Here is a 21,140-nt window from a genome sequence, read left to right as displayed (position 1 = left end):
GCAGACACTCTGTGCCAAACATCCTGCAACGTGGTGCCAAATCCGACGCCTCCTTACAGTAGGGGTATTTTTTCGGACATGAAAAAGCCCAATCGGTGAAGATTGGGCTAAGTCATTGAATAATATGGTCGGGACGGAGTGATTCGAACACTCGACCCCTAGCACCCCATGCTAGTGCGCTACCGGACTGCGCTACGCCCCGACTAGGCGTGTTACTGGGTTCGCTTCGCTACGAAGCGATCCGGAATATACCGCAAGCTTTTGAAATGTGGAAGTATTTTAAAAGCTTGAATCATTTCTTCAAAACCACCAGCACATCTTCGAGCTCGGAGATCATCTGGCGGATCAGTTGCTTGTATTGAGTGGTGTCGTCTCTGGCTTCATCACCGGACATACGCTGGCGCGCACCACTGATGGTGAACCCCTGGTCGTACAGCAACGCGCGGATCTGTCGGATCATCAGCACATCCTGGCGCTGATAATACCGACGGTTCCCGGTGCGTTTAACGGGGTTGAGTTGAGGAAACTCCTGCTCCCAGTAGCGCAGCACGTGTGGTTTAACCGCACAGAGCTCGCTGACTTCACCAATGGTGAAGTAGCGTTTGCCTGGGATGACGGGCAGTTCGTCGTTATGACTTGGTTCCAGCATAAGCCTCAACTCGGGCCTTCAACTTCTGCCCTGGACGAAAGGTGACCACACGGCGAGCCGTGATCGGGATTTCTTCTCCCGTTTTTGGATTGCGGCCAGGCCGCTGGCGTTTGTCCCGCAGGTCAAAATTGCCGAAACCGGACAGTTTGACCTGCTCATTGTCTTCCAGAGCGTGCCTGATTTCCTCAAAGAACAGCTCGACCAATTCCTTGGCTTCGCGTTTGTTCAGGCCCAGCTCTTCGTACAGACGTTCCGCCATCTCAGCTTTCGTCAAAGCCCCCATACGTCACTTCCTTAACGTGGCGTTCAACCTTTGTTCGAGCGAGGTGAGGATATTTTGTGTCGTGGTATTCACCTCATCGTCATTAAGAGTGCGCGATGGATGCTGCCAGGTCAAGCCAACGGCAAGGCTTTTTCTATGCGGATCAATGCCTTTACCCTGATAGACGTCAAATAGCCTGAGGTCTGTCAGCCATTCCCCTGCATTTTCACGGATTACGTCCAGAACAGCAGTGGCGGCCACTTCACGGTCGGCGATCAGGGCCAGGTCACGACGCACTTCAGGGAAGCGCGACAACTCGCTGAATTTAGGCATTTTGCCCGATGCAACTTCAGCCAGGACCAGCTCAAAAACGAACACCGGACGGTCCAGACCGAGGGTTTTCGATAGTTCAGGGTGAATGGCACCGACGAAGCCCACCAGGCGTCCTTCACGTTCGATACGCGCAGTCTGGCCCGGATGCAATGCAGGGTGGCTGCCAGGCACAAACGTGAAGACATCCAATGCACCGGCAAAGCCCAGCACTGCTTCCACGTCAGCTTTAACGTCGAAGAAATCCACCGCGTCGCGACCCTGCGCCCAGCCTTCGGGCAGGCGGCTACCGCACACTACGCCGGCCAGCATTGGTTCTTGCTTCAGACCGTCGAGCTGGCCGACAAACCGCAGGCCGCTTTCGAACATGCGCACGCGGTCCTGCTGACGGTTCAGGTTGTGGGAAAGTGCTTTCACCAAGCCAGGCCACAGCGACGAACGCATGGCCGCCATGTCGTTCGAAATCGGGTTGGCCAACAGCAACGGCTCAACGCCCGGATTGAACAGTTCAAACTGCTTCGGATCGATGAAGCTATAGGTCACAGCTTCCTGGTAGCCACGGGCAACCAGCAGGCGACGCAACTCCGGCAAATGCGCACGGGCTTCAGCTTTAGGCTGCGGCGCCAAGCGTGCTTGCGGATAACGAACCGGCAGGCGGTTATAGCCATACAGACGCGCCAGTTCTTCGATCAGGTCGACTTCCAGGCTGATATCGAAGCGATGGCTTGGCACTTCAACGTGCCACTGCCCTTCCCCGCCAACGGAAATACCCAAACCCAGCGCAGACAGCAGTTGCTCGATTTGAGCCGGATCGATCACCAGTCCGAGCATTTGCTCAACGCTCTTGGCGCGCAAGGTGATCGGTGCAACAGACGGCAGATGCTGTTCGCTCACTGTTTCCGTGATTGGGCCGGGTTCGCCGCCGGTGATTTCCAGCAGCAGGCCAGTGGCACGCTCCATGGCTTCACGGGCCAGCTTCCAGTCCACGCCACGCTCGTAGCGGTGCGAAGCATCGGTATGCAAGCCGTAGGAACGGGCCTTGCCAGCGATGGCGATCTGATCAAAGAACGCACTTTCAAGGAAAATGTCACGAGTGGTCGCGGACACGCCGCTGTGCTCGCCACCCATCACGCCGGCAATGGCCAGGGCGCGCGAATGGTCGGCGATCACCAGGGTATCGGCGCGCAGGGCAACTTCCTGGCCGTCGAGCAGCACCAGCTTCTCGCCCTCTTCGGCCATGCGTACGCGGATGCCGCCGTTGATTTCGGCAAGGTCGAACGCGTGCAGCGGTTGGCCCAATTCGAGCATCACGTAGTTGGTGATGTCGACAGCGGCGTCGATGCTGCGTACATCGGCGCGGCGCAAGCGCTCAACCATCCACAGTGGAGTGGGCTTGGACAGGTCGACATTGCGGATCACGCGGCCCAGGTAACGCGGGCAAGCGTTGGGTGCCAGCACTTCGATAGAGCGCACTTCGTCGTGCGCAGCGGGTACGGCGGCAACCACGGGGCGGGTGACGGGTGCGTTGTACAGCGCACCCACTTCACGCGCCAGACCCGCCAGGGACAGGCAGTCGCCACGGTTCGGGGTCAGGTCGACCTCGATGCTGGCGTCTTCCAGTTCCAGGTAGACACGAATGTCATGGCCCACCGGGGCGTCGGCAGGCAACTCCATCAGGCCATCGTTGCCCTCGCCCACTTGCAGCTCGGCCTGGGAGCACAGCATGCCGTTGGACTCAACGCCACGCAGCTTGGCCTTCTTGATTTTGAAGTCGCCGGGCAGTTCGGCGCCGATCATAGCGAACGGAATCTTCAGGCCCGGGCGCACGTTTGGCGCTCCGCACACGACCTGGAAGGTCTCCGCGCCATTACTGACTTGGCACACACGCAATTTGTCGGCATCGGGGTGTTGCTCGGTGCTCAGCACTTCGCCTACAACCACACCACTGAAAACACCGGCGGCCGGCGTAACGCTATCGACCTCAAGACCGGCCATCGACAGACGAGCAACCAGCTCGTCGCGATCTACCTGCGGGCTTACCCAGCCACGCAGCCATTGTTCACTGAATTTCATCCTGCTCTCCTAAAGATTCGTTACGACTAGCGAAATTGCGCGAGGAACCGCAAGTCGTTGTCGAAGAACAGACGCAAGTCGTTCACGCCGTAACGCAGCATGGCAAGACGCTCAACGCCCATGCCGAAGGCAAAGCCCGAGAACTCTTCCGGATCGATCCCGGACATGCGCAGCACGTTAGGGTGGACCATGCCGCAGCCCATTACTTCCAGCCAGCCGGTCTGTTTGCAGACGCGACAGCCTTTACCGCTGCACATCACGCATTCCATGTCGACTTCAGCGGACGGCTCGGTGAACGGGAAGAACGATGGACGGAAACGCACCGCCAGCTCCTTCTCGAAGAACACCCGCAGGAACTCTTCGATGGTGCCTTTGAGGTCGGCGAAATTGATGTCACGATCAACCAGCAGGCCTTCAACCTGGTGGAACATCGGTGAGTGGGTGATATCGGAGTCGCTACGGTACACGCGGCCTGGGCAGACGATGCGGATCGGCGGCTTGGTCGCTTCCATGGTGCGGACCTGTACCGGCGAGGTATGGGTGCGCAACAGCATGTTGGCGTTGAAATAGAAGGTGTCGTGCATCGACCGGGCCGGGTGATGGCCTGGGATGTTGAGCGCCTCGAAGTTGTGATAGTCGTCCTCGACCTCAGGACCTTCAGCAATGCCGTAGCCGATGTGGGTGAAGAACTGCTCGATACGTTCCAGAGTCCGAGTGATCGGATGCAGACCGCCCGAAGCCTGGCCACGGCCAGGCAAGGTCACGTCAATGGACTCGGCGGCGAGCTTGGCCGCAAGATCGGCCTCCTCGAGCGACGCCTTGCGCGCATTGAGAACCTCTGTGACACGCTCCTTAGCGACGTTGATCAGCGCACCGACTTGTGGACGCTCTTCAGCCGGCAAATTCCCCAGGGTCTTCATCACCTGAGTCAATTCACCTTTTTTGCCAAGGTAGTGAACCCGGATTTGCTCCAGGGCATTGATATCTTCAGCGCTTTGCACAGCCTCGAGAGCTTGAGCGACGAGCGCGTCCAGGTTTTCCATGTACAGACTCCAGATACAAAATAGGGGAAGAGCTTGAAGGCTCTTCCCCTATTTATGACGTTTACCACCCTGAGCTACACAAGCAGCGCAGGGTGACTGCCGGGGGTACTTAAGCCAAGGTGGCTTTAGCTTTCTCGACAATCGCAGCAAACACCGCTTTATCGTTCACGGCCAGTTCAGCCAGAACCTTACGGTCGATTTCGATGGACGCTTTTTTCAGGCCAGCGATGAAACGGCTGTAGGACAGACCGTTAACACGTGCACCAGCGTTGATACGAGCGATCCACAGAGCGCGGAACTGACGTTTTTTCTGACGACGGTCACGGTAGGCGTATTGGCCTGCCTTGATTACCGCTTGCTTGGCAACACGGAATACACGCGAGCGTGCGCCGTAGTAGCCTTTAGCGAGTTTCAGAATTTTTTTGTGACGTTTACGGGCAATGACGCCACGCTTTACACGAGCCATGAGTTACTTCCTCTATTCTTGATCCAAAATTAACGAAGGCGCAGCATGCGCTCGACTTTTGCCACGTCAGACGGATGCAGCAAGCTGCTACCGCGCAGTTGACGCTTACGCTTGGTCGACATTTTGGTCAGGATGTGGCTCTTGAAAGCGTGCTTGTGCTTGATACCGTTAGCAGTTTTCAGAAACCGCTTAGCAGCACCACTTTTAGTCTTCATCTTTGGCATGTTCGGATACTCCGCATTCAGTTGATAAACATAATCAGAAGGCCTGCCGTGCCCTGTTGATTACTTCTTCTTTTTCGGGGCGATGACCATAATCAGCTGGCGTCCTTCCATCTTAGGATGCTGCTCGACGGAACCGTACTCCAGCAGGTCAGCTTCAACCCGCTTGAGGAGTTCCATCCCCAGCTCCTGGTGGGCCATCTCACGGCCGCGGAATCGCAAGGATACCTTGGCCCTGTCCCCATCACTCAGGAAACGTACCAGGTTGCGCAGTTTTACCTGGTAATCCCCTTCCTCCGTCCCTGGACGAAACTTGATTTCTTTTACTTGAATCTGCTTCTGGTTCTTCTTCGCCGCAGCGACCTGCTTCTTCTTTTCGAAGATCGACTTGCCGTAGTCCATCAGCTTGCAGACAGGTGGTGCAGCATCGGCGGAAATTTCCACCAAATCGAGCTTGGCTTCTTCAGCCTTAAGAAGCGCGTCTTCAATTGACACAATCCCAAGCTGCTCACCCTCAGCCCCAATTAACCGAACCTCGCGTGCCGAGATATTCTCGTTGATCGGGGCTTTCGGTGCAGCTCGTTTATCTTGTCTCATTTCACGCTTAATAATAATTACTCCGAATCTGGGCGACCACGCCGGGAAACCGCTTGCGCGAGGAACTCAGCGAACTGGGCGACGGGCATCGAGCCCAGGTCAGCACCTTCACGAGTACGCACAGCGACAGTCTGCATCTCGACTTCCCGATCTCCGATAACCAAAAGATAGGGAACCTTGAGCAAAGTATGCTCACGGATTTTAAAGCCGATCTTTTCATTTCTCAAGTCGGACTTGGCACGAAATCCGCTTTCGTTGAGAGTTTTTTCAACTTCAGCGGCAAAATCTGCCTGTTTATCAGTGATATTCATGATCACTGCCTGGGTCGGAGCCAGCCACGCAGGGAATGCACCCTCGTAGTGCTCGATCAGGATACCGACAAACCGTTCGAACGAACCGAGGATCGCGCGGTGCAACATAACCGGGTGTTTTCGGCTGTTGTCTTCGGAGACGTATTCGGCTCCCAAACGGATCGGCAGGTTAAAATCGAGCTGCAAAGTACCACATTGCCAGACACGACCAAGACAATCTTTCAGCGAGAACTCGATTTTAGGACCGTAGAAGGCGCCCTCACCCGGCTGCAGATCGTACGCAAGGCCCGCGCTGTCTAGGGCGGCGGCCAATGCAGCTTCGGCGCGGTCCCACAACTCATCGGAGCCAACTCGTTTTTCCGGACGAGTGGACAGCTTCATTTCGACTTCAGTGAAGCCGAAATCGCGATAAACGTCCATGGTCAGCTTGATAAACGCAGCGGATTCGGCCTGCATCTGCTCTTCGGTGCAGAAAATGTGAGCGTCGTCCTGAGTGAAGCCGCGCACACGCATGATGCCGTGCAGTGCACCCGATGGCTCGTTACGGTGGCACGCACCGAACTCGGCAAGGCGCATCGGCAACTCGCGATAGCTCTTCAACCCTTGGTTAAACACCTGCACGTGGCACGGGCAGTTCATCGGTTTGATGGCGTAGTCGCGGTTTTCCGACTGGGTGGTGAACATGTTGTCGGCGTAGTTGGCCCAGTGCCCGGATTTCTCCCACAGGCTGCGGTCAACGACTTGCGGAGTCTTGATCTCCAGGTAGCCGTTGTCGCGCTGAACCTTGCGCATGTACTGCTCTAAAACCTGGTACAGAGTCCAACCGTTCGGATGCCAGAACACCATGCCCGGCGCTTCTTCCTGCAGGTGAAACAGGTTCAGGCGCTTGCCGATCTTGCGGTGGTCGCGTTTTTCGGCTTCTTCGATGCGCTGGATATAGGCGGCCAACTGCTTTTTGTCAGCCCACGCAGTGCCGTAAATCCGCTGCAACTGCTCGTTTTTCGCGTCGCCACGCCAGTAGGCACCCGACAGTTTGGTCAGCTTGAACGACTTGAGAAAGCGCGTGTTCGGCACGTGCGGACCGCGGCACATGTCGACGTACTCTTCGTGGTAATACAGGCCCATGGCCTGTTCGTCCGGCATGTCTTCCACCAGCCGCAGCTTGTAGTCTTCACCACGAGCAGCGAATACATCGATCACTTCAGCGCGCGGCGTGACTTTTTTGATGACGTCGTAATCTTTTTCGATCAGCGCGTGCATGCGCTGCTCGATAGCAGTCAGGTCGTCCGGAGTAAAAGGACGCTCGTAGGCGATATCGTAATAAAAGCCTTCGTCGATAACCGGGCCGATGACCATTTTCGCGGTCGGGTACAGCTGCTTGACCGCATGGCCAATCAGGTGAGCACAAGAGTGGCGAATAATCTCTAGCCCCTCTTGATCCTTGGGCGTGATGATTTGCAGGCTGGCGTCTGAGGTGATCAGGTCGCTGGCATCAACCAGCTTGCCGTCGACCTTGCCGGCCACGGTGGCCTTGGCCAAGCCAGCACCAATGGATGCGGCGACCTCGGCGACTGAAACCGAATGATCGAATGAGCGTTGACTGCCGTCGGGAAGAGTAATAGTTGGCATGGCGCCTCCTCTCCTAGTGGTGACCCCTACCAAAGGTCACGTGGGTTGGGATGAGCCAGTACAAGATCCAACACCAGGCCGCTCATTGCTGAACGCCTGCCTTACAGCGGCAGGAGCCTTTCGGCCAACCGATAATCGAACCAGAGTGACTGGAGTGAGCTAAAAAGAAACATGGCAAGGCGGCAATTGGCACGCCCGGATTTAGCCAAGCGCAAGATCCTAGCACAGATGAACGGTCATCGCGCCGACGCTATCTTGTGTAAAGACAAATTCCAGGCTTTATAGCTGCAAAAGTGAACTTGAGCTGTACGCCATGCCTCAAACACACCGAGAATCGCCGTTCGTCCTCGACCCAAAGGAGCATCCACATGATGCGTTTCACCTCATCCCTCGCTCTCGCCGCTTCCCTGACCGTTCTTTCCCTTGGTGCGCAGGCTGCCGCCCCGTCGAACTGGCCAGCGGGCGCACGTGACAGCTTTGTCAAAGACTGCAGCGCAGCTGCGAGCCAGAACGTAGACGCCAAAACCGCTAAAGATCATTGCGAATGTGGCGCTGACAAGATCAACGCCGAACTGAGCACTGCAGAAATCAAAGAGCTCATGACCAACCAGAACGCCAGCACGGAGCTTAAAAACAAAGCCGTCGCGGCCATTTCGTCCTGCAAAGTCGTGAAGAAAAAGTAAGACCGACCGCCGATCAGACGGCCGTTTTGCTGAGAAAACAGCCTGAAAACTGCCATTTCGCACAAATTACGCAGCTTTTACGGCTTTTTTTAACAGCTGATATTTCTCGCCAAAGCCCCGTAAATCGGGGCTTTCAGCCGACCAAAGCACTAAACGCAACGCTATTGATTAGCAAACAATGCCTTGGGGGGGCTCCCAAGCCGAACATTTCGACTATGATAGCCCTGTGTGCCCAGTTGGCCTGAGCAGCACAGCACTACTGAAAATATATGTTTCTTGGAGATACACCATGTCTAATCGCCAAACCGGCACCGTTAAATGGTTCAACGATGAAAAAGGCTTCGGCTTCATCACTCCTCAAGGTGGCGGTGACGACCTGTTCGTACACTTCAAAGCTATCGAAAGCGACGGTTTCAAAAGCCTGAAAGAAGGCCAAACCGTTTCCTTCGTGGCTGAGAAAGGCCAAAAGGGTATGCAAGCTGCACAGGTTCGCGGCGAGTAATTCTCCGCTGAGCTAAAAAAACCCCGTCCATGTGACGGGGTTTTTTATGCGCGCTACAAAAGCCCCGGCGTTATCAGCCGCAGTTGATCCGCGTGATCACCAGGTTGTCGTCGGTGTTCAGGTTCAGGCGGTCGGAGCGGTATTCCAGAGTGATCATGTCGTTGGGTTTGAGGATCCGCGCGTTCTGCGCGCCCGCGCGGGTACGCGCCTGGTCCAGCAATTGGGGCGAGGCCTTCTGACCGATCGCAAACTCGGCGGCCTTCGCCTCACAGCGGCTATGACCGACATCGGCCACGGCGTCTTTGGCTGGCTCAGAGGTACCCGGGGTGCTGCAACCCGCCAACGCGAGTGCCGCCAACAAAGTACCGAATGATGCGAGCTTCCAAGGCATGAAGCCTCCTATGATAAAAATTGGACAGAGATCGTGCGACAGCGATCCGGCGGATTGGTTTCAAGACGTAAATCGCCTCAGGCAAGTCTGCCTGACTCAGGACAAGCATTCGCCCTGTCAATCGTCACTAGATATGAATGCAGTCAGTAGATGTCGATGTAGTCAAACGGTGGGGTTGGCCAGTTTTGCTTAAGCGCGTTGAAAATCTGCATGACCCAGACTTCATCGCTGGCCGCGACGTTACCGACGTAGCCCGAACCTTTGGCCCAGGTCTCCAGACGAAACAACAGGCCGTCAATATCGACACCGCCTACGGCCTTCCCGGAAGAAATATAGGCGATTCCGGCCTTAGTCACCCGCAACTGGGTGTGTTCGTCGTCGCTGGCACTGGCGAGCAGCTCACGAACAGCCTCCAGCGTCAGGTTATCGGGGTTGTTCAAATCGATTTGCACCTGGTGTTCCCCGGCAATTGAATAGGAACACAGTGTCGCACAGCGTCTGCCTCATTCCGAAGCACCTCATGCCTAAGTAGCAGTGCCAAACACGATCCAAAAATGGTTAACTGCCCCGGTGAGAACCGCGTTTTAGCGCACTGCCCAGTATTTTCAACCCCGCGAGACACCCATGACCACTGTTACCCTCCAAGCCGATATCAAAGCCAAGTGGCCCCAAGGACAAAGCTCCTACAGCCCCGGAAGCCCGGAGGAGTTGGCAATCATTGGCATAGATCTGCTGGTCAAAGAGCTCGGCACTCAGGCCGCCCAAGCGTTCATCGGCCAGATATTCGAGAAATACCCGGCCGATCACATGGGCGCTCACAACCCCGAGCGCGAATAAGAACCGGCCAGCGAAGGCCGACCGGAGAACTCATTACTTCAGACGTGCCAGGCGCTCGGTCAGCAGATCGAAGAAACCTTGGGCATCGCCGTTTTCAACCCAGAACGCGTTCTTCGGTTGTTTCAGGCCGTCGTACCAATCGACGATGGTCTGGCCGAAGGTCGGACCTTCACGGCTGTCCACCACCACATTAACTTCACGGCCGCTAAACAGCTCAGGCTTGAGCAGGTAGGCAATAACGGTGGCGTCGTGCACCGGCCCGCCAGGAATGCCGTAGTGTTCCATATCGCCTTTGACGTACTCGTTGAGAATATCGCCGACAACTTTGCTGGCGTTGTTTTTAATGTCGGCGATCTGCTTCAAGCGCGCATCACTGGTCAGCACCTTGTGGGTCACATCCAGTGGCAGGTAGGTCAACTTGACGCCACTCTTGAGCACGATTTCGGCAGCCATCGGGTCTGCAAACAGGTTGAACTCAGCCACCGGCGTGATGTTGCCGCCGTTGAAGTGCGCTCCGCCCATCACCACCACTTCCTTGATGCCCTGGGTGATTTGCGGAGCCTGTGTCAGCGCCAAGGCCAGGTTGGTCTGCGGCCCAAGCATGGCGATAGTGATGCTATGGGGCTTGGCAGTGCTGAGGGTCTTGATCAAGTAGTCAACGGCATTACCTTCGGCCAGGCCTTTTTTCGGCTCGTGCACGGTAACGCCGGAGATACCTTCCTTACCGTGAATATTCTCGGCATAGATCGGCGTGCGCAGCAGCGGCTTTGGCGAGCCGGCATACACCGGAATGTCCTCGCGCCCCGCCCACTCGCGAGCCAGGCGCGCGTTGCGAGAGGTTTTGTCGAGGCGCACGTTACCGGCGACGGTGGTCAGTGCACGAATATTCAGTTCTTGGGGGGAGGCCATTGCAAACAGCAAGGCCACCACATCATCGGCACCCGGGTCGGTGTCGATGATCAGGTCGATTTTTTCCGCCGCGTGGGCGCTGGCTGCTGTGAGCGCGGACAAAAGTAGGACACTCCGAAACAGTTTTTTCAGGGTTGGAAGACCACGTTGCATGAAACACTCCTTGTCGTAGGGGAACTCTAGAAGGTTACGCCGGAGACCAGCGCGATATTGCAATAAGGCTGGCACTCGCCAGTACGCACCACGGCGCGGGCCTTGCGGCTCATTTGCTTGAATTCTTCATGGCTGACCAGGCGGCGCTCGCCGAGGGCAGCCTGTTCGGTCAAGCTGTTGAGCTCAGTGAGCGCAGGCGGTTGCTTGAGCAGGATTTCCTCGGCCAACACGTGGCTTTCGACCTGCATTTCGCTCAGCACGATGCGCAGGGTACTGATGAAATCAGGAATGCCCTGGGTCAGAGCCAGGTCAATCAACTCGACGCCCGGTGGCACGGGCAGGCCAGCGTCGCCAATCACCAAAATGTCGCCATGACCCAGGGATGCGATCACGCGCGACAAAGCAATGTTGAGCAGAGGTGTCTTTTTCATGAGGGCACAAAACCTTGAACGTCGTGCAGCGTAGGAATAGAGGGTTGCGCACCGGCGCGAGTCACGGACAACGCAGCAGCGAGCTGTCCAAAGCGAATGGCCTCGGCTTCGCTTTTGCCATTGGCGAGCGCTGCGGCAAAGCCACCGACAAAGGTGTCGCCGGCAGCCGTGGTATCCACCGCCTTGACCTGGGGCGCCACGAGGTGCTCAAAGCCATGGCCATCGGCAAACAACGCACCCTGGGCACCGAGGGTGATAATGACTTTGCCTGCGCCCGCCTTGATCAACTGCGTCGCCGCAATCTTGGCACTGTCCAGGGAGTCGACAGTCACGCCACTCAATGCGGTGGCTTCGCTTTCGTTGGGAATCAGATAGTCGATCGAGGCATACCACCCAGCCGGCAAGGGGCCACTAGCTGGCGCGGGGTTCAGGATCACCGTTTTGCCCAGCTCACGACCGCGCATGAGGGCATGGCCTACGGTCCCCATCGGTGATTCAAGCTGGCAGACGATGACATCGGCGGCCTGTAGCACCGCGTCAGCTGCCTGCAACGAGGCAGGCGTCAGCTCACCGTTGCTGCCAGCCACGATCACAATCGCGTTCTGGCTACTGTCATCCACCACAATCAATGCCACGCCACTGGAACCTTCCACCGTGCTCACCGCCTGGCAATCGACGCCTTCCACCAGCAGCGCATCGCGCAACTGAGTGCCGTAGGCGTCAGTGCCGACGCAACCGATCATCGCTACATCCGCGCCAAGACGCGCCGAAGCCACGGCCTGGTTAGCGCCTTTACCGCCAGGGACGGTGGAAAATGTCTGGCCGATCAGGGTTTCACCGGCGCGCGGCAAGCGACTGGCGCGGGTGACCAGGTCCATGTTCAAGCTGCCTATTACCACTACTTTTGCGGGCATACATCAGTACTCATCAATTCGGTTCAGCGGTATTGGGCGAACACACCAGCAAACGGCGCCGTCGACTCACGCAAAACAATACTCGGCGTCACGATGCGCTGATCGATCGGCAGTTGGGGTGTTGCAATTCGTCGCAGTAAAAGCTCGGCTGCCGTCTCGCCCAATTGCACGATCGACTGCCCGACCGTGGTCAACGCCGGGTACACGTAACGGCCCATTTGAATATCATCGAAACCGATCACCGACAGCTCGCCGGGCACGCGGATATTGCGTTCTGCCGCAGCACGTAACACACCAAAACCAATCATGTCGTTGCTGGCGAAAATCGCGCTGGGCGGGCTTTCCGACAACAATTGCACCGCTGCGGCGTAACCGCCAATGGTGGTGAAGTCACTTTCCTGGGTGCGATTGGCCACCACCTCCACGCCCGCCTCACGCAGCGCGCGGTGGTATCCCGCTAGACGCATTTGCGCCACGCGGGTATGGCCCGGGCCGCCAATGCAGGCGATATCTCGATGACCGAGTTCAAGCAAGTGCCGGGTCGCCAGGTAGGCGCCCTCCTCATGATCGATGCGCACCAGGTCGACATCAATGCCGTCCAGCGCACGGTCGACAATCACCATCGGCGTACGTACCGCGCTCAAGCCAGCAGCAAGGCCACTGTCGTCGCCGCCCACAGAGGTCACGATCAAGCCGTCGATGCGCTTTTCCAGCAATACGCGCAAGTAGCTGCGCTGCTTTTCAGCGTTGTCGTCGGAGTTGCAGAGGATCACGCAATAGCCATTTCGCTCGCAATAATCCTCGATCCCCCGAGCCAATTCCGCAAAATACGGGTTGAGGCTGTTGGGCACCAGCAGGCCAATGGTGGCAGTGGTCTTGGCCTTGAGCGAACGCGCGACCGCACTTGGCACGTAGTCGAGCTGCTTGATTGCCGCTTCAACCTTGATTCGCACGGGCTCGCTGACGGGCCGTGTCTTGTTCACCACATGTGACACAGTGGTATAGGAAATACCTGCCAGCGCTGCCACATCCTTGATCGTTGCCATGATTTAGCCCCGCCTACTGGCGCGCTGGCTGCGGTAGGTGTCGAGGACCACGGCAATCACGATCACAGCACCGGTAATGATGCGTTTGGTGGGCTCCGTAGCACCGATTTGCGCTAGACCTGCGGCCAATACCGAAATAATCAACACACCGAAGAAGGTACTGATGACCGAGCCGCGCCCACCCATCAGGCTCGTGCCACCGATCACCACGGCCGCGATCACTTGAAGCTCCAGGCCAGAGCCGGCATTCGGGTCCGCCGCTTCCAAGCGCGAGATCTGGAACAGCGCCGCCACACCGGCCAACAGCCCCATCAGACTGAACACCAGAATTTTGTAGGGTTTTGGATTGATCCCGGCCAGGCGCACAGCTTCTTCGTTGGTGCCAATGCCGATCAGGTAGCGACCAAACACCGTACGCGTCAACACCAACTGAGCGACGATGATCACCACCAGGGCGATGATAAACGACGGTGAAATGCCAAAGGCAACCGGGTTCGACAGCCAGGCATACGAGTCACCGATATAGGCGGTGCGCGAGCCGGTCATCTGATAGGCCACACCACGCGCCATTTCCAGCACACCAAGGGATACGATAAACGAAGGAATGCGCCAGGCCACGGTGATCGAACCGGTGATGGTGCCAGCCAATGCGGCGCAGCCCATGCCGAGCAGCGCTGCCGGCAGAACGCTCCACCCCCAGCCGAGAATCGCCACGCTGACCGCCGACGCGGCCAATGCCAGCACCGAGCCTACCGACAGGTCGATGCCGCCGATGATCAGGATAAAGGTCATGCCCACCGCGAGCACCATCAGGTCCGGGATCTGGTTGGCCAGGGTGCTGAAGGTGTCATAGGACAGGAAGTGATCGCTCAACACCGAGAACAGCGCAATCATCGCCAGCAAGGCACCCGCCAGCCCGAGATAAGTACCCAGGCCGTAGAAGTTACCGCCGGTTTTACCGGGGGATTTTGTGGTTTTCATGGGGTATCCCTAAGCACTGCGTCATTCAGCAGCGCGTCACGTTTTTGGTAGCCGGCAAAGGCGGCGGCAAGCAATTCGTCCTGGGTCCAGCTGTCGCGCTCGAAGGTCTCTATCAAGCGCCCGGCGGACAGTACGCCGATGCGGTCGCAGATCAGCATCAGCTCACGCAGATCGCTGGACACCACCACCAGCGCTTTGCCCTGGCGAGTCAATTCGCCGAGCAACGCATAAATGTCGAACTTGGCACCGACGTCGATGCCGCGGGTCGGCTCATCAAAGAGCATCACTGCACAGTCGCGCTCCAGCCAACGGCCAATCACGACTTTCTGTTGGTTGCCGCCCGACAGCTCGGACACCAACTGTGCCGGGCTAGAACTGCGGATGCGCATGGCATCGATCTGGCGCTTGGCCAAGGCGGTTTCGTCGCGGCTATTTAACACACCACCACCGGAGATCTCCGGCATGTTGCCCAAAGCAATATTGGCGCTGATCGACTGAGTCAGCAGCAGGCCTTCGCCCTTGCGATCTTCGGTAATCAGGGCGATGCCATGACCGACCGCATCGACCGGGGAACGAATGCTTACCACCTTGGCCGGCGAGCCCAGGGCGACGGTGCCACTGTCCGCCAGGTCGGCGCCGAAGATCAGGCGCAACAGTTCGGTACGGCCAGCGCCGATCAGGCCCGAGATACCGTAGATCTCACCGGCGCGCACTTCAAAGGACACATCGCGGACTTTGTCAGAGCGGGTCAGCCCTTTTACGGTCAAGGCGGGGGCGCCGATGGTGCGCGGGCCAAGGTCGATTTTTTCACCCAGCTCGCGGCCGACCATCAAGGTGACCAGTTGCTCACTGTTGTAGTTGGCCATCGGCTCGACGCAGACCAGCTTGCCGTCACGCAATACCGCAATGCGCTGGGCGACACGGGCCAGCTCTTCGAGCCGGTGTGAAATATAAATGATCGCCACGCCCCGAGCCTGCAGGCGGGTGATTTGTTCAAACAGCATCTCGACTTCACGGGCGGTGAGCATGGCCGTGGGCTCGTCGAGGATCAGCACATGGCAGTCGCCGATCAGGTTGCGGGCGATTTCAACCATTTGTTGATGGCCAATGCCCAAGGTGCCAACCAAGGTGTCCGGGTCGATCGCATCCAGGCCGACGTGGGCCATGGCTTCGATCGCGGCGTTGCGCAGTTGTTTGCGGCTGATCCAGCCGCATTTGCTGGGCAGGTTATCCAAGAACAGGTTTTCAGCCACGGTCAGCGTCGGCAGCAGGTTGAGTTCCTGCATGACCATGCGAACACCCAGCTCTTCGGCCTGGGTGCGGCTGACGGGGCGGTAATCCTGACCGTTGAACTGCATGTGCCCGGTGGTCGGCGTGACCAGCCCGCCGATAATTTTCGACAGCGTACTTTTACCTGCGCCGTTCTCACCGGTCAGCGCCAGCACTTCCCCGCGATTGAGCGTCAGGGTGATGTCGGACAGAACCGGTTGGGCATAGGTCTTGCCGATACCGCTGACCGAGAGGACAGCGTTCGGGGCGGAAGATGACATAAGAAAATCTCCAGGCGCCCGCTCAGGACGAGCGGACGCTGTTGGGTACTGCCAGGATTACTTCTTGAGGACGAGTTCGACCGGGGTTTCGATCACGCCGTCTTTGGCATCAACCTTCTCACCTTTGACCAACTTGAGCGCGTTCTGGATACCGAACACCGCTTGCTGGGCAGCAGCCTGGTCGGCGGTCGCCAAGACGCGGCCGTCCTGCAGCATCGGCCTGATGGCTTCGATGTTGTCGTAGCCCACAACCAGTACTTTGCCAGCCTTGCCTGCCGCACGTACGGCGGAGACAGCGCCCAGCGCCATGTTGTCGTTACCGGCCAACAGCGCCTTAAGGTCCGGGTACTCGCTCAACATGGCGGAGGCAACTTTCTGGCCCTGGTCAATTTCCCAGTTGCCCGATTGGGTGGAGACGATTTTCATGCCCGCCGCATCCATCGCGTCTTTGTAGCCTGCGGTGCGCTGCTGGGCGTTGGTGGTGGTCGGTACACCTTCGATGATGCCGACTTTGTCGCCCGCAGCCAGTTGCTTGGCCAGGTAGTCACCCACAAGCTTGGAGCCTTTGCGGTTGTCCGGGCCTACGAATGGGATGTCGAGGTGTTTGCTTTTCAGTACGTCCGGATCCAGACGGTTGTCGATGTTGACGACCTTGATGCCGGCATCGGAGGCTTTCTTCAGCACAGTAACCAGTGCCTTGGAGTCGGCAGGGGCAATGACGATGGCGTTGACTTTGGCAAGAATCATCTGGTTGACGATATCGATCTGCGCACTGGTATCTGTTTCGTTCTTGATACCGTTGGTGATCATGTCAAAGTCGGCGGCGTGTTCTTTCTGATAAGACTTTGCGCCCTCTTGCATAGTGACAAAGAATTCATTGGCGAGGGATTTCATCACCAGGCCGACCTTGGGTTTGGCGGCGGCGTCATCAGCAAAAGCAGAGGAAAGAGGTAGAGCAGCGGATGCGGCAGCAAGCACAGCGACAGCAAGAAGACGTCCAGCAAATGGCAGCTTCATGGGTTCACTCCGATCTTATGATTATTGTGAGCAACGCTTGCACCGTGAAACATCTCGCAAACGTTTGCGTTATCCAAACTATGAGAACCTTGTCGAGATTTGTCAACGGGGGAAGTACGTCTTTCATCCGGGCCCTGTGACCCCTGCCTTTACGCCATACCGATGATGAGGTTAACCATCGCTCTGCGCCTGTCGCTCTCTAAAACGACAGGCAGTGACACCTTGCCGTACACATCTCATCGATAATTCATCATCGTTTTCGGACAACCGAACGCGATACGGCCTCGCCGTTCGGAAAGCCGGACAAAAAGCCTGACAAGCAATCTTAAAAATCAGCATAAGTTGTTTTAAATCAACACGTTAATTTATAACCGAAGACACAATCAGCTTGGTACAAATCCTGCTCTTTCTCAGCACCTCGCGGCGTTCAGAACCGCCCGGGTGTTCTAGATGAACCTGCTACCGCACTCATCAAAAACCAGAGAGAAAAATAATGAAATCTGCACTGAAGACCTTTGTTCCGGGCGCCCTCGCCCTCCTGCTGCTGTTCCCCGTTGCCGCCCAGGCAAAGGACGTTGAAACCAAGACCAAACTGTCCAACGTGGTGATTCTCGCCACCGGCGGCACCATTGCCGGTGCTGGCGCCAGCGCTGCCAACAGCGCCACCTACCAGGCGGCCAAAGTCGGCATCGAGCAATTGATTGCAGGTGTTCCTGAGCTTGCCCAGATCGCCAATGTGCGCGGCGAGCAAGTGATGCAAATTGCTTCCGAAAGCATCAACAACGAAAACCTGCTGCAACTGGGTCGCCGTGTTGCCGAACTGGCCGACAGCAAGGACGTGGACGGCATCGTGATCACCCACGGCACCGACACTCTGGAAGAAACGGCTTACTTCCTGAACCTGGTGGAAAAAACCGACAAGCCAATCGTGGTGGTCGGCTCTATGCGTCCAGGCACCGCCATGTCAGCGGACGGCATGCTCAACCTGTACAATGCCGTGGCCGTGGCCGGCAGCAAAGATGCACGCGGCAAGGGCGTGCTGGTGACCATGAACGACGAGATCCAATCGGGTCGCGACGTCAGCAAGATGATCAACATCAAGACCGAGGCGTTCAAGAGCCCATGGGGCCCGCTGGGCATGGTGGTTGAAGGTAAATCCTACTGGTTCCGCCTGCCTGCCAAGCGCCACACCATGGATTCGGAATTCGACATCAAGACCATCAAGAGCCTGCCGGATGTGGAAATCGCCTACGGTTACGGCAACGTGAGCGACACCGCCGTTAAGGCCCTGGCCCAAGCCGGCGCCAAAGCCATCATCCATGCCGGTACCGGCAACGGTTCGGTGTCTTCAAAGGTTGTGCCTGCCCTGCAGGAACTGCGCAAGCAAGGCGTGCAGATCATTCGTTCTTCCCACGTGAATGCTGGCGGTTTCGTGCTGCGTAATGCTGAACAGCCTGATGACAAGTACGATTGGGTGGCTGCCCATGACCTGAATCCGCAGAAAGCGCGGATCCTGGCGATGGTTGCTCTGACCAAGACTCAGGACAGCAAAGAGCTGCAACGGATGTTCTGGGAGTATTAATCCCCGGTAACACCCTAGGAGAGACGGGTTAACCCGCCTCTCCTTCGTTTCAAGACCCCTCGCTACAACACCCTCGCTAATACCAAGCCCGCGAAATCGCCGTCACATGCCTGCCTTTGAGCTTTAAGCAGTTGCGAAATTGCTTACAGTCAAATACTGTATACACATACAGCAAACTAAGGAATGCTCCGTGGCAAAGTCTTCTTCCGCAGCGCCAACTCCACCTGACGCCTACCAACGCCTGGCCGTTCGCGTGCAAAAAATCATCAATTCAACTAACGCCCAGAAAGCCAAGGCAGCCTTGATCTTCCGTTTGCCGGAAGAGCCGGAGGAAGAATGGGCGCGCTTACTGGAAGAAATTGCGGAAAACGATAACGTCACCCTCGCCTATCGGGACGACGGCGGCGTGCAAATTTTCTGGGTTGTACCGAAGGAAGAATGAGTCAATGAGTGCTCGCTTTACTGCTTTGCTTTGTCTGTTTTTTACCATTACCGCCCACGCCCAAGCGCCTCGAACCCTCAGCGAAGCCAAGAAAGTCGCCTGGACGCTATACGCTCCCCAATCCACGGAGTTTTACTGCGGCTGCAAATACACCGGGAACCGGGTGAACTTGAAAGCCTGCGGTTACATCCCACGCAAAAATGCCAATCGTGCCGCACGCATCGAATGGGAACACATTGTTCCTGCCTGGCAGATCGGGCATCAGCGCCAATGCTGGCAGACCGGCGGACGCAAAAACTGTACACGCCACGATAAAGTGTTCAAGCGCGCCGAAGCGGATTTGCATAACCTGGTGCCGAGCATCGGCGAGGTCAATGGCGACCGTAATAACTTCAGCTTTGGGTGGTTGCCGGTTCAACGTGGGCAGTACGGCTCATGCCTGACTCAAGTGGATTTCAAGGCCAAGAAGGTCATGCCGCGCCCGTCGATTCGCGGGATGATCGCCCGGACGTATTTCTACATGAGCAAACAATACGGCCTGCGCTTGTCAAAACAGGACCGCCAATTGTATGAAGCCTGGAACAAGACCTACCCGGTACAAGCCTGGGAGCGCCAGCGCAACCAGACCGTAGCGTGTGTGATGGGGCATGGTAACGAATTCGTTGGCCCGGTGAATCTGAAGGCCTGCGGCTGAAGGTGGGCGGGACTCCCGCCCAACCTGCCGGTTACTGCGCAGTCTTATGCTCGATGACCTGCGATTCCGTGTCGTTTTTCTTGGCGCGTGCCAGCTTTTCAGTCAATAACGTCTGCTTGGCTTCGGCTTCGGCCTTGCTGGCGAACGGCCCCAGCAATACCTGGTCCTTGCCGTCTTCCTTCACAATGTAAAAATTGAAACCATGCTCCAGCAACCAGGCGGTCAGGTCGGTGATCGCCTGCAGCTTGTGATCCGGCGGCCCAACCCACACGTCCCATTCCTGAGCGGCAATCGCACCGGTTTGCGCCTGGCTTTCGGCCACGGCAGGCTTGGCCTTGGGCGCTTCGACAGATTTGCCTTCACCGCAACCGGCCAATGCCAACACCGCCATTGCCATCGCTACTTTACGCACAGCCCTGCTCCTTAAAGGATAAAGAGGCAACTTTATCATTCACTGTCTATTCTGGCCGTCATAAACGTTGGCTTAAACAATGCGAATGATGTATCGCAGACCTGTATGATGCCGCCATGGGAATTAATGTCGCCTCTATGCGTCCTAAAAGAGGCAGTCACAGGGAAGCGCTTAGCAGTAAGCTACACACATCCGACACCTGCCCTGTCTGAAACATGTGTCCTTAAAAGTAATCAAGGAGAAGTCCATGCTTATACTCACCCGCAAAGTCGGTGAAAGCATAAACATCGGTGATGACATTACGATCACCATCCTGGGCGTTAGCGGCCAGCAAGTACGAATCGGCATCAACGCACCTAAGGACGTTGCCGTGCATCGCGAGGAGATTTACCAGCGCATCCAGGCCGGCCTGACTGCTCCGGACAAAAACCAGACGCCTTGAACCGCCCTCAGTAGCCAGCCCTTTCGTTCACTGTAACGGCTGGCGAAGACCCTTTGGGCTGCTCGCGTTTTTCCGTCCATAGCCGCCCTCCCTCATCTTCAGTGCGAGATGAAACTATCTTTACACTTGGAACTTGTCTCGTGCGGCGCAGCCAACCCCCCTGCCCCCTTCTGCTGACATCCAAGCGCACTCAGGAGTACGTCGATGAGGCGCACCTCGATGCAACACTTTGTCACCCATTCCTGGATGATCGCTCTGCTGATCGGACTAGCCTTTGCAGCAGCGGAATATGGCCTGAGGTACGAAGTTGAAGGCGCAGATGCCATCAATGCCCCTTCTTGGCTGGACTTGGTGTTACTCCTGTGCGGTTACCTGTTTATGTTCTGCCTGAAGCCGATACAGGTGACTATTCAACGCAAAATGTGCCAACGAGCCAGTCACCGGCCCCGCCGAAAACCGCAGGCTGATGGCCGGTAACAAGCTATCAGATGGTTGCACGCTGACAGCACCCTTTCAGGCATTCTAAGGGGTTCGGAAACCGTCCACTTCGCGACTCCCGGCATCGTACGGCCC

General features: G+C 57.1%; 26 protein-coding genes and 1 tRNA gene. 8 read left to right on the top strand and 19 right to left on the bottom strand.

Annotated features, from left to right (window positions below; translation table 11 throughout):
* Positions 1 to 125: 125 nt before the first annotated feature.
* From FW764_RS19365 to thrS, 9 genes are all read right to left on the bottom strand, one after another.
* Positions 126 to 202 (bottom strand) — tRNA-Pro (locus tag FW764_RS19365).
* A 90-nt stretch (positions 203 to 292) separates the two neighbouring features.
* A complete protein-coding gene (locus tag FW764_RS19360) occupies positions 293 to 649 on the bottom strand; it encodes a MerR family transcriptional regulator (protein WP_083357767.1) in 357 nt (118 codons plus the stop codon).
* Positions 630 to 932 carry an integration host factor subunit alpha gene (gene ihfA / locus FW764_RS19355; protein ID WP_002553164.1) on the bottom strand — a complete coding sequence of 101 codons (303 nt, stop codon included), beginning with the start codon at positions 930 to 932 and terminating at the stop codon, positions 630 to 632. Before ihfA ends, FW764_RS19360 begins: the two co-directional genes overlap by 20 nt.
* 3 nt (positions 933 to 935) lie before the next feature.
* Positions 936 to 3,314: a phenylalanine--tRNA ligase subunit beta gene (gene pheT / locus FW764_RS19350; RefSeq protein ID WP_446435232.1), complete on the bottom strand. Its 2,379-nt coding sequence runs from the start codon at positions 3,312 to 3,314 to the stop codon at positions 936 to 938.
* 26 nt (positions 3,315 to 3,340) lie between these two features.
* Positions 3,341 to 4,357, bottom strand: a complete 1,017-nt coding sequence (gene pheS / locus FW764_RS19345; RefSeq protein WP_094952229.1) for a phenylalanine--tRNA ligase subunit alpha — start codon at positions 4,355 to 4,357, stop codon at positions 3,341 to 3,343.
* Positions 4,358 to 4,466: 109 nt separating this feature from the next.
* On the bottom strand, positions 4,467 to 4,823 hold the full coding sequence (gene rplT / locus FW764_RS19340; protein WP_053257052.1) for a 50S ribosomal protein L20: 357 nt from the start codon (positions 4,821 to 4,823) through the stop codon (positions 4,467 to 4,469).
* A 29-nt stretch (positions 4,824 to 4,852) separates the two neighbouring features.
* Positions 4,853 to 5,047 carry a 50S ribosomal protein L35 gene (gene rpmI, locus FW764_RS19335; protein ID WP_002553160.1) on the bottom strand — a complete coding sequence of 65 codons (195 nt, stop codon included), beginning with the start codon at positions 5,045 to 5,047 and terminating at the stop codon, positions 4,853 to 4,855.
* Between the two features lie 60 nt (positions 5,048 to 5,107).
* Positions 5,108 to 5,659, bottom strand: coding sequence for a translation initiation factor IF-3 (gene infC / locus FW764_RS19330; RefSeq protein WP_173667147.1), 552 nt, complete (start codon positions 5,657 to 5,659; stop codon positions 5,108 to 5,110).
* Positions 5,659 to 7,581: a threonine--tRNA ligase gene (gene thrS, locus FW764_RS19325; protein WP_446435231.1), complete on the bottom strand. Its 1,923-nt coding sequence runs from the start codon at positions 7,579 to 7,581 to the stop codon at positions 5,659 to 5,661. Before thrS ends, infC begins: the two co-directional genes overlap by 1 nt.
* Before the next feature lie 368 nt (positions 7,582 to 7,949).
* Here thrS and FW764_RS19320 point away from each other — a divergent pair, with 368 nt between their 5' ends.
* Together FW764_RS19320 and FW764_RS19315 are read left to right on the top strand one after the other, a co-directional pair.
* Entirely contained in the window at positions 7,950 to 8,264 is a 315-nt protein-coding gene (locus FW764_RS19320; protein ID WP_446435230.1) for a hypothetical protein, read from the top strand.
* A 289-nt stretch (positions 8,265 to 8,553) separates the two neighbouring features.
* On the top strand, positions 8,554 to 8,766 hold the full coding sequence (locus FW764_RS19315) for a cold-shock protein (RefSeq protein ID WP_003234260.1): 213 nt from the start codon (positions 8,554 to 8,556) through the stop codon (positions 8,764 to 8,766).
* A 73-nt stretch (positions 8,767 to 8,839) separates the two neighbouring features.
* Here FW764_RS19315 and FW764_RS19310 read toward each other — a convergent pair whose 3' ends face one another.
* Both FW764_RS19310 and FW764_RS19305 read right to left on the bottom strand, forming a co-directional pair.
* On the bottom strand, positions 8,840 to 9,157 hold the full coding sequence (locus FW764_RS19310; RefSeq protein WP_446435229.1) for an I78 family peptidase inhibitor: 318 nt from the start codon (positions 9,155 to 9,157) through the stop codon (positions 8,840 to 8,842).
* 143 nt (positions 9,158 to 9,300) lie between these two features.
* A complete protein-coding gene (locus FW764_RS19305) occupies positions 9,301 to 9,609 on the bottom strand; it encodes a hypothetical protein (RefSeq protein WP_446435228.1) in 309 nt (102 codons plus the stop codon).
* A gap of 172 nt (positions 9,610 to 9,781) precedes the next feature.
* Here FW764_RS19305 and FW764_RS19300 point away from each other — a divergent pair, with 172 nt between their 5' ends.
* Positions 9,782 to 9,994: a hypothetical protein gene (locus FW764_RS19300; RefSeq protein ID WP_015884938.1), complete on the top strand. Its 213-nt coding sequence runs from the start codon at positions 9,782 to 9,784 to the stop codon at positions 9,992 to 9,994.
* 33 nt (positions 9,995 to 10,027) lie between these two features.
* On the opposite strand, the gene FW764_RS19295 is transcribed toward FW764_RS19300, so the two are convergent.
* The 7 genes from FW764_RS19295 to FW764_RS19265 are packed head-to-tail and all read right to left on the bottom strand — an operon-like array spanning position 10,028 to position 16,995.
* Complete coding sequence (locus tag FW764_RS19295) at positions 10,028 to 11,056, bottom strand: nucleoside hydrolase (RefSeq protein WP_446435227.1); 1,029 nt, start codon at positions 11,054 to 11,056, stop codon at positions 10,028 to 10,030.
* A gap of 26 nt (positions 11,057 to 11,082) precedes the next feature.
* A complete protein-coding gene (gene rbsD / locus FW764_RS19290; RefSeq protein WP_446435226.1) occupies positions 11,083 to 11,487 on the bottom strand; it encodes a D-ribose pyranase in 405 nt (134 codons plus the stop codon).
* Positions 11,484 to 12,401, bottom strand: a complete 918-nt coding sequence (gene rbsK, locus FW764_RS19285; protein WP_446435225.1) for a ribokinase — start codon at positions 12,399 to 12,401, stop codon at positions 11,484 to 11,486. Before rbsK ends, rbsD begins: the two co-directional genes overlap by 4 nt.
* 23 nt (positions 12,402 to 12,424) lie before the next feature.
* On the bottom strand, positions 12,425 to 13,447 hold the full coding sequence (locus FW764_RS19280) for a LacI family DNA-binding transcriptional regulator (protein WP_446435224.1): 1,023 nt from the start codon (positions 13,445 to 13,447) through the stop codon (positions 12,425 to 12,427).
* A gap of 3 nt (positions 13,448 to 13,450) precedes the next feature.
* Positions 13,451 to 14,428 (bottom strand): ABC transporter permease, encoded by a 978-nt coding sequence (locus FW764_RS19275; protein WP_083357756.1) that lies wholly within the window; start codon positions 14,426 to 14,428, stop codon positions 13,451 to 13,453.
* On the bottom strand, positions 14,425 to 15,978 hold the full coding sequence (locus tag FW764_RS19270; RefSeq protein WP_446435223.1) for a sugar ABC transporter ATP-binding protein: 1,554 nt from the start codon (positions 15,976 to 15,978) through the stop codon (positions 14,425 to 14,427). Before FW764_RS19270 ends, FW764_RS19275 begins: the two co-directional genes overlap by 4 nt.
* 57 nt (positions 15,979 to 16,035) lie before the next feature.
* The gene (locus FW764_RS19265; RefSeq protein WP_083357754.1) at positions 16,036 to 16,995 is read right to left on the bottom strand and encodes a sugar ABC transporter substrate-binding protein; all 960 of its coding nucleotides are present in this window, start codon (positions 16,993 to 16,995) and stop codon (positions 16,036 to 16,038) included.
* A 493-nt stretch (positions 16,996 to 17,488) separates the two neighbouring features.
* On the opposite strand from FW764_RS19265, the gene FW764_RS19260 reads away from it, so the two are divergent.
* The 3 genes from FW764_RS19260 (at position 17,489) to FW764_RS19250 (ending at position 19,713) form a co-directional block, all read left to right on the top strand.
* Complete coding sequence (locus FW764_RS19260) at positions 17,489 to 18,577, top strand: asparaginase (RefSeq protein ID WP_446435222.1); 1,089 nt, start codon at positions 17,489 to 17,491, stop codon at positions 18,575 to 18,577.
* A gap of 190 nt (positions 18,578 to 18,767) precedes the next feature.
* Entirely contained in the window at positions 18,768 to 19,019 is a 252-nt protein-coding gene (locus tag FW764_RS19255; protein WP_446435221.1) for a DUF1654 domain-containing protein, read from the top strand.
* A 4-nt stretch (positions 19,020 to 19,023) separates the two neighbouring features.
* Positions 19,024 to 19,713: an endonuclease gene (locus FW764_RS19250; protein ID WP_446435220.1), complete on the top strand. Its 690-nt coding sequence runs from the start codon at positions 19,024 to 19,026 to the stop codon at positions 19,711 to 19,713.
* 31 nt (positions 19,714 to 19,744) lie between these two features.
* On the opposite strand, the gene FW764_RS19245 is transcribed toward FW764_RS19250, so the two are convergent.
* Complete coding sequence (locus tag FW764_RS19245) at positions 19,745 to 20,125, bottom strand: penicillin-binding protein activator LpoB (RefSeq protein WP_083357750.1); 381 nt, start codon at positions 20,123 to 20,125, stop codon at positions 19,745 to 19,747.
* Between the two features lie 247 nt (positions 20,126 to 20,372).
* Here FW764_RS19245 and csrA point away from each other — a divergent pair, with 247 nt between their 5' ends.
* Positions 20,373 to 20,567 carry a carbon storage regulator CsrA gene (gene csrA / locus FW764_RS19240; RefSeq protein WP_003192511.1) on the top strand — a complete coding sequence of 65 codons (195 nt, stop codon included), beginning with the start codon at positions 20,373 to 20,375 and terminating at the stop codon, positions 20,565 to 20,567.
* A gap of 204 nt (positions 20,568 to 20,771) precedes the next feature.
* The gene (locus FW764_RS19235; protein WP_446435219.1) at positions 20,772 to 21,044 is read left to right on the top strand and encodes a hypothetical protein; all 273 of its coding nucleotides are present in this window, start codon (positions 20,772 to 20,774) and stop codon (positions 21,042 to 21,044) included.
* Positions 21,045 to 21,140: the final 96 nt, after the last annotated feature.

It is taken from the genome of Pseudomonas sp. 1152_12 (assembly GCF_052850675.1).
The sequence above is the reverse complement of the archived record's forward strand: the minus strand, read 5'-3'. Positions and strand labels throughout refer to the sequence as shown.

What these genes read in the sequence shown, in the direction of transcription:
- FW764_RS19360 (WP_083357767.1), bottom strand. Translation starts at nt 649, where the DNA reads ATGCTGGAACCAAGTCATAACGACGAACTGCCCGTCATCCCAGGCAAA.
- ihfA (WP_002553164.1), bottom strand. Translation starts at nt 932, where the DNA reads ATGGGGGCTTTGACGAAAGCTGAGATGGCGGAACGTCTGTACGAAGAG.
- pheT (WP_446435232.1), bottom strand. Translation starts at nt 3,314, where the DNA reads ATGAAATTCAGTGAACAATGGCTGCGTGGCTGGGTAAGCCCGCAGGTA.
- pheS (WP_094952229.1), bottom strand. Translation starts at nt 4,357, where the DNA reads ATGGAAAACCTGGACGCGCTCGTCGCTCAAGCTCTCGAGGCTGTGCAA.
- rplT (WP_053257052.1), bottom strand. Translation starts at nt 4,823, where the DNA reads ATGGCTCGTGTAAAGCGTGGCGTCATTGCCCGTAAACGTCACAAAAAA.
- rpmI (WP_002553160.1), bottom strand. Translation starts at nt 5,047, where the DNA reads ATGCCAAAGATGAAGACTAAAAGTGGTGCTGCTAAGCGGTTTCTGAAA.
- thrS (WP_446435231.1), bottom strand. Translation starts at nt 7,581, where the DNA reads ATGCCAACTATTACTCTTCCCGACGGCAGTCAACGCTCATTCGATCAT.
- FW764_RS19320 (WP_446435230.1), top strand. Translation starts at nt 7,950, where the DNA reads ATGATGCGTTTCACCTCATCCCTCGCTCTCGCCGCTTCCCTGACCGTT.
- FW764_RS19315 (WP_003234260.1), top strand. Translation starts at nt 8,554, where the DNA reads ATGTCTAATCGCCAAACCGGCACCGTTAAATGGTTCAACGATGAAAAA.
- FW764_RS19310 (WP_446435229.1), bottom strand. Translation starts at nt 9,157, where the DNA reads ATGCCTTGGAAGCTCGCATCATTCGGTACTTTGTTGGCGGCACTCGCG.
- FW764_RS19300 (WP_015884938.1), top strand. Translation starts at nt 9,782, where the DNA reads ATGACCACTGTTACCCTCCAAGCCGATATCAAAGCCAAGTGGCCCCAA.
- FW764_RS19295 (WP_446435227.1), bottom strand. Translation starts at nt 11,056, where the DNA reads ATGCAACGTGGTCTTCCAACCCTGAAAAAACTGTTTCGGAGTGTCCTA.
- rbsD (WP_446435226.1), bottom strand. Translation starts at nt 11,487, where the DNA reads ATGAAAAAGACACCTCTGCTCAACATTGCTTTGTCGCGCGTGATCGCA.
- rbsK (WP_446435225.1), bottom strand. Translation starts at nt 12,401, where the DNA reads ATGCCCGCAAAAGTAGTGGTAATAGGCAGCTTGAACATGGACCTGGTC.
- FW764_RS19280 (WP_446435224.1), bottom strand. Translation starts at nt 13,447, where the DNA reads ATGGCAACGATCAAGGATGTGGCAGCGCTGGCAGGTATTTCCTATACC.
- FW764_RS19275 (WP_083357756.1), bottom strand. Translation starts at nt 14,428, where the DNA reads ATGAAAACCACAAAATCCCCCGGTAAAACCGGCGGTAACTTCTACGGC.
- FW764_RS19270 (WP_446435223.1), bottom strand. Translation starts at nt 15,978, where the DNA reads ATGTCATCTTCCGCCCCGAACGCTGTCCTCTCGGTCAGCGGTATCGGC.
- FW764_RS19265 (WP_083357754.1), bottom strand. Translation starts at nt 16,995, where the DNA reads ATGAAGCTGCCATTTGCTGGACGTCTTCTTGCTGTCGCTGTGCTTGCT.
- FW764_RS19260 (WP_446435222.1), top strand. Translation starts at nt 17,489, where the DNA reads ATGAAATCTGCACTGAAGACCTTTGTTCCGGGCGCCCTCGCCCTCCTG.
- FW764_RS19250 (WP_446435220.1), top strand. Translation starts at nt 19,024, where the DNA reads ATGAGTGCTCGCTTTACTGCTTTGCTTTGTCTGTTTTTTACCATTACC.
- csrA (WP_003192511.1), top strand. Translation starts at nt 20,373, where the DNA reads ATGCTTATACTCACCCGCAAAGTCGGTGAAAGCATAAACATCGGTGAT.
- FW764_RS19235 (WP_446435219.1), top strand. Translation starts at nt 20,772, where the DNA reads ATGAGGCGCACCTCGATGCAACACTTTGTCACCCATTCCTGGATGATC.